The 6,236-nt window shown below is 67.5% G+C and carries 6 protein-coding genes; all 6 read left to right on the top strand.

The window, feature by feature from the left end; translation table 11 throughout:
• Positions 1 to 246 precede the first annotated feature (246 nt).
• The 6 genes from IRX98_RS20025 to IRX98_RS20000 all read left to right on the top strand — a co-directional run bounded on the left by IRX98_RS20025 (position 247) and on the right by IRX98_RS20000 (position 6,202).
• Positions 247 to 639, top strand: a complete 393-nt coding sequence (locus IRX98_RS20025; RefSeq protein WP_224279787.1) for a hypothetical protein — start codon at positions 247 to 249, stop codon at positions 637 to 639.
• A 442-nt stretch (positions 640 to 1,081) separates the two neighbouring features.
• A complete protein-coding gene (locus IRX98_RS20020; protein WP_224279785.1) occupies positions 1,082 to 1,645 on the top strand; it encodes a hypothetical protein in 564 nt (187 codons plus the stop codon).
• Complete coding sequence (locus IRX98_RS20015) at positions 1,642 to 2,184, top strand: thermonuclease family protein (RefSeq protein ID WP_224279783.1); 543 nt, start codon at positions 1,642 to 1,644, stop codon at positions 2,182 to 2,184. The genes IRX98_RS20020 and IRX98_RS20015 overlap by 4 nt, the downstream gene beginning before the upstream one ends.
• Positions 2,185 to 2,522: 338 nt before the next feature.
• A complete protein-coding gene (locus IRX98_RS20010) occupies positions 2,523 to 4,370 on the top strand; it encodes a DNA cytosine methyltransferase (protein ID WP_224279781.1) in 1,848 nt (615 codons plus the stop codon).
• Positions 4,371 to 4,901: 531 nt separating this feature from the next.
• Positions 4,902 to 5,810: a DNA adenine methylase gene (locus IRX98_RS20005; protein ID WP_224279778.1), complete on the top strand. Its 909-nt coding sequence runs from the start codon at positions 4,902 to 4,904 to the stop codon at positions 5,808 to 5,810.
• Between the two features lie 5 nt (positions 5,811 to 5,815).
• Positions 5,816 to 6,202, top strand: coding sequence for a hypothetical protein (locus tag IRX98_RS20000; protein ID WP_224279776.1), 387 nt, complete (start codon positions 5,816 to 5,818; stop codon positions 6,200 to 6,202).
• Positions 6,203 to 6,236 lie beyond the last annotated feature (34 nt).

Below are 6,236 nucleotides of genomic sequence, written 5' to 3'. Positions count from 1 at the left end.
GGTGACGGGGCGCTCTGCGGGGAGAGCTCGTGTCCGGACCGGCCTACCTTGACGGCAACCACGCAAATGGCCGATCTCGTCAAGGTCTCCCGCGGGCGGGCCATCAATCCTTCGTGCATCTCGACACGTCGTCATTGGGCGGCGAGATTCTGGTGGGTCGTGCGATGTCCGATCGGTGTGGTGCGGGGTTGCTTGTGAGGGGTGATGGGTCGCGGCAGTGGGTCGCGACGAGATGAGCGAAGGGAAGTGGTGGTTGTGGTGGCGACGTCACAAGCGCAGGCGGGTCGTGATCGTGCGCGGGATGCCCGGCTGAAGGCAGCGCGGGAGCGCAGGCTCGAGCTCGATCCCGATCAGGTGGCGCGGGAGCGGCGCATCGACGAAGCGTCGGTCGATGTCGAGGTTGCTTGGGAGGACCGGGCCGCGGCTGAGCGGGCGATCAAGGACGCGGAGATCGCGGCCGCGGCCGCGATCGAGCGGCTCGTCACCGAGAAGCTCGCCGTCAAGGAAATCGTGCAGCTGACGGGACTGGACACCGCGACAGTACGACGGCTGCGCCAGGTCGACGCGGACACCGACAGCACCTCCGTCGCGGGGGACGCCGGCGGCGCGGCCGGTCCCGCCGGCACCCAGGTGGCGTAGTGCCCGGCAACGAGTCCGGGTCGGACCGCGGAGACCGGTCGTCGGCAGCGACCGGGGCCCGGATTGCTCGGCCGCCGCTGCTGCCACCGATCGTTCAAGCCCAGGTGGGCGATCGGTCTGAGTCGACTGGCCCGAGTCGGTCCTCCGAACCTGGGGCTCGGTTGTGAGTGGTCAGCCGTCCGTCGTCACTAGCCGGCGTCGTCAGCACGAGCTGCTGCGAAGGTGGTCCACCTGGGCGATGACGTCACTTCTCCTCGATCCGTCGAACGTTTCCCGCGTGCGCGACTCCGGCTGGGCAGGAACGCACTACCAAGACCACGAGACGGGGGAGCGGATCGTGGCCACGACGGACGGGCTCGGTCTGGGGTTCGGGGGCTCCGACTCATGGCACTATCCACGAGAGGTCATCGCATGGCCGGATATCGCGGCGATCGCCAGGGAGGTGCCTGACAGGGTTCGTGCGGAGCTCGTCGAGCTCCGGCAGCGGCTACTCGAGCACCGCAGGACCTACCCGCGCTTCGCAGCAACTGCACAAGCGGTCGGGTGTGGCCCGATCGTCGCCGGACGGCCGCTCACCCCCCGCCAGGAGGCCTACATTCGCGAGCTGGAGGCCTTCGACGCCAGCGGTGTGCTGCCGGACTGGGAGCAGACGTACGCGGCCCTCAACGCCGAGCGCCTCGCCCTGCACGAGCAGGCGCTCTCGGCCGTACTCGATCACGAGCCGGCCGACCTGCTCGAACTCCTCGAGGACGATCACCTGCGCCGATCGGCTGGCAGGACGCCGGCCGAGCAGGAGCGAGAGGCCCGAGCGCAGGAGGCGCGTCGTGACCAAGAGGGCCCTTTCGCCGAGCTGCGCCGTCGCGGTGAACCGTTGGAGACCCTGGAGCGTCGCCCGGCGCTCCTGCCACCTGAGGTCGCCGGCCACGCCTCGTCGAGACCTGCCGCCTTGACGTCGCCAGCCTTCGGCTCCCACCAGGCCACCTCGACGGGGAGTGTCCAGCCATGATCGCGTCGCGTCCGGTGCGCGTGATCTCGCTGCTGGTGTTGGCCGTGGTGTTGCTGATCAGTGTGCGGGGCCTGTTCGGTACCGCGGGTTCGAACGGGGCCGCTGCCCAGGCGCAGCGACCGCAGAGCACCACGGGGGTCGTGGAACGAGTGCTGGACGGAGACACCGTCGATGTTGACGTGGCCAAACAGGGCATCGTTCGAGTGCGCCTACTCGGTGTGGATGCTCCCGAGATCGCGCACCCCGGCAAGGCAGGGGAGTGCTTCGGGTCCGAGGCGAACGCAGCGTTGGGCCGGCTACTTCCTTCGGGCACCCGGGTGAGGATCGTGAGCGATCCGAGCCAGGACCTGGTGGACGTCTATGGCAGGTGGCTGCGCTATCTCCAACGCGACGGCGACGACGTCGGCCGCGCACAGATCCGAGCTGGCGCTGCCGGTGTCTTGGAGAGCGGCTCGTCACTGTCGCGCACGGGCACCTACCGGCGTGCTGAGCAGCGAGCTCGTGATCAGCGCCTAGGGATGTGGGCCTCGTGTCCCTGAAGACGACGACGATGATCGCCGCACTTGATGGACAATCACACGTCGATGTAACCGGGGGGGTTACATTTTGTAACCGGGGGGGTTACAGTCGTGGTGGGTCGCATCCGTTAGGTGAAGGAGCAGCTGATGAGCACGTGTGAGAGGTGCCGTGGGGCGGGACATCGTCCGGCGGATTGTGAGGATCAGGGACGTCCGATGTGTTCAAGGACGTGCACGTGTCGCCACGGCGCGGCCGAGCCCGACCCGGCGCCGTACTGGTCGTTGGTCGCTGCCGGCGCTGATGCCGGCGAGGTCATCGCCCCGGCCGGCGAGGCCGTGGCAGCGGGGGAGCAGGGCTCATGAGTGCCCGGCATCGTCCTGCGGCCCGGCGGCGGCGCAACCGTCACGACGAGTACATCGCTGGTGACTTGTTCTCGGGGTTCGGTGGTTTGACCCAAGGCATCGAGCGGGCAGGCTTCACCGCGATCGTGGCGGCCAACCACAACGAGTACAAGGTCAAGGTGCACGAGGCGAACCATCCCCATGTGGAGCATTGGGTCGCTGATCTGGTCGACCCTGAGTCCAGCGACTACCACTCCGTACGCGAGCTGCCGCCGGTGGATCTGCTCGCGGCCGGCGTGAGCTGCGTGAATCACTCTCCGGCCAACACCATGAAGGCCTACGAGCAGGGCTTGAGCTTGTTCGACATGGACGACCCCGAGTACGAGGCACGCGTGACCAGGTCCGAGCGTGATCGGGCCACGGCCAACTGCGTCCTGCACTACGCAGCTGAGCATCATCCGCTGTTGATCTTGGTGGAGTGCACCACCGAGCTGTACTCGTGGGGCTCGCTGGTTCCGGGCAAGCGGAGGGTGGGGGACGGGTCGACCTACCGGTGGTGGCTCAAGCAGTTCGAGGTGTTGGGCTACAAGCACAAGGTGCTCTACCTGAACTCAATGTTCTTCGATGTGGGGCAGAGCCGTGATCGCGGCTACTGGGTGTTTTGGGACTCCAAGCTCCCCACCCCGGACCTGGCGCATCGACCCGAGTCATGGTGCGGCCGCTGTGAGGAGATCGTGCCAGCGGTGTGGTCCTGGAAGACCGGAGTGCCGCCGACTGGGTCGGTGCGCTACGGCAAGCAGTACAACTACCGGTGCCCGGCTTGCCGGCGGGAGGTGATTCCACCCTTCACTCCGAGTCTGGATGCGCTGGACCTGTCCAACCTGGGGACCAAGATCGGGGACCGGAAGAGGCCCCTGGCTGCGGCCACCATGGCGCGGGCGGAGCGGTGTCGTCAGCGGTTCGCTGAGTTCCCTGCGGTGTTGATGCCGGCGAAGTCACAGCGTGGCTCCGAGCGGCACCCCTGGCAGCCCTTGGCGACGCAGACCAGCCAGCAGGAGACCGCCCTGGTCTCGACCGGAGCCTTGATGGCTGCTGCCGGCAACACCTTCGAGCGCACCGGTTCTCAGTGCCGAGTGCGCGGCTTCGCTTCTCGGCTGCCTTCACAGACCACCACCAACGGCACCGGGCTGATCGCCCCGCCGATCGCGATGGCCGTGCACAACTTCCAGGGAGCTGCTCGAGGCGTTGACGAGGCGCTGCCGACTCAGGGTGGTTCGGAGACACTGGCGTTGCTGTCGACCGGCGTCTTGCCCTACCGACGCCACACCACCCCCGCAGGGCACACCGAGCCGATGGCGACCGTGACTGCCGACCAGATCCCTGGCTTGCTGACCGCGGCCGGGACGATCAAGAACAACGGCGCGGTCGCCGAAGCGAAGTACCGGGCGCATCCGGTTTCGGATCCGCTGGGGACGGTGACCGCCGAGCCGACCCAGTCGCTGCTCTTCTCGGGTTGGTACAAGCAGAACGGGTCTACCGGGACCGAGACCGCTCCGCACCCGGTGCTGGACCCATTCGGCACGCTGACTTCTCGTGACACGACCGCGGTGCTGAGTGCTGCTTGGCGAGAGGCCTTGGCTGAGGTCACGCTCGAGGACTGCTACTTCCGGATGATGTTCGATCACGAGATCGGTCGCGGGTGTGGCTTCGACGTGGACTTCGCCGACTACCAGGGGACCTTCCAGGTGTGGGGTTCGGCCCGTGAACGCGTCGACGGCTACGGCAACGCCGTCTCACCACAAGTTGGCTGGTGGATCGGCGGGCGTCTGCGAGCCGTGCTGCATGGTGAGGAGGTGGCGGCGTGATGAGCACTCACCCCCTGACCCCGCCCCCGGCTGCTGCTCCGGTGGCCTCTCCTGCGGCTCGGGAGACGTTCGACCGCGAGCAGGCCCAGCTCGGTGTGATGTGTGACCTGCCGGGGTGTGGTCGCCGCGCCGTCCGGGGATCGCCCATGTGCCAGGACCACGAGATGGTCCGGGTCGCGTCGAACGGCTCCTGGGTGCCGGACTCCCACGCGGATGGAGGGCATGGCTGATGTGCTACCGGGAGAACGTCTTCTACGTGGTGCTGTGTGACCGATGCGGGCACGCAGCACCCGAGGGCACCGGGTGGTGGACCCCCTCGCTGGCCGATCGCGCAGCGACGGGCGCCGGTTGGGAGATCACATGCACCGAGCACGTATGCCCGCATTGCGTGGCCAGTGACCGGAAGCCGCCACTGGGCTCGGAGCTCAAGCCCGGCCTGGCCGGGGAAGCCGATGGCGGCCCGGGGAGCGGTAGTCGGCTGGATGTGTGCTGGCCACGCTCTAGATCATCAACGAGCCAGCGAGCGCCCCGGTGAGCAGCTCGCCTGCGCCCGCTCACGTCCGTGGTGTTCCGATCACACCGTTGGTGCCCTATCACGGCGGCAAGGGCCGGATCGCGTCGTGGCTGGTGTCGCTGATGCCGGAGCATCGGGTCTATGTCGAGCCGTTCGCTGGTAGCGCCGCGGTGTTGTTGGCCAAGACCCCCTCGGTTCACGAGGTGCTCAATGACATCGACGGCAACGCGGTGGCGTTCTATCGGGTGCTGCGCGATCAGCCGGCCGAGCTTGAGCGGGTGTGTCGGCTCTCGCCGTACTCGCGAGAAGAGTTCGCGCGCGCCGACCTCGACGAGGACGGCTTGTCGGATCTGGAGCGGGCACGGCGTTGGTGGGTTCGGACGAATCAGTCCTTCTCCCACACCGCCAGCATCCGCACCGGCTGGGCGACGAGCATCAAGCGTGGATCGAACAATGCCCGCTCGGTGCTGAACCGGATCGACCGGTTCGAGGTTGCGGCCCAACGGCTCGCGCACGTGACGTTGGAGTCGATGGACGCACTGGAGATGATCGAGCGGTACTCGGTGCCCGATGGGGTGATCTATGCCGATCCGCCCTACCTGAGCTCGACGAGAACGACGATGACCAAGCGACCCTCGGGCGACTACGTCCACGAGTTCGCCTCCGAGGACGACCACCGACGCCTGGCAGCAGTCTTGCGGGCCAGCTCCTCGACGGTGTTGCTGTCCGGCTACGCCAGTGAGCTGTATGAGGAGTTGTACGGCGACTGGTTCCGCACGGAACGCAAGGTGCTGCGCCGCACCTCCAACGGGCGTTCGGGAAGCCAGGCCCACACCGTGGAGGTGGTGTGGTCGAACCGGCCGCTGGAGACCCAAGCGGTCCTGGACTTCACCACCATAACGAGCGCACCGGGGGGGTTACAGTGACGGACGTGAAGCCCACCGATGTCACCGCCGTGTCCGCCGACGTGGTCGCCCAGGTGCTGGATGACCCGGACGTGTTCTTCCAACACGCGATGGAGGCGGCACCTGGTTGGGCTGCGCGGTACGGCGGCCCTGAGGGCGTCATGCAGCTGACGACTGTTCTTCAGGACGAGCTCGCCCGCCGGACGAAGGTCAATGCGGCCTTGCGGGGGTCGGCGTTCCGGTTCATGCGCAATCACGACGCGCGGAGTTTGGAGTACATCGCTCAACAGCTGGGCATCTCACGCATGTCAGTGACCCGGGCGATGCAGCGTGCCGCAGGGAGCGAGGAGATGTTCCCCGCGCTCGAGGACCCCGAGGCCTGGATGGGCGAACCACCGACCGGGACAGCGTGAGCATCTCGCACCCGCCCGCACCCGTGCTGCTTGA

This window comes from Nocardioides lacusdianchii (assembly GCF_020102855.1).
Lineage (GTDB): Bacteria > Actinomycetota > Actinomycetes > Propionibacteriales > Nocardioidaceae > Nocardioides > Nocardioides lacusdianchii.
The sequence above is the reverse complement of the archived record's forward strand: the minus strand, read 5'-3'. Positions and strand labels throughout refer to the sequence as shown.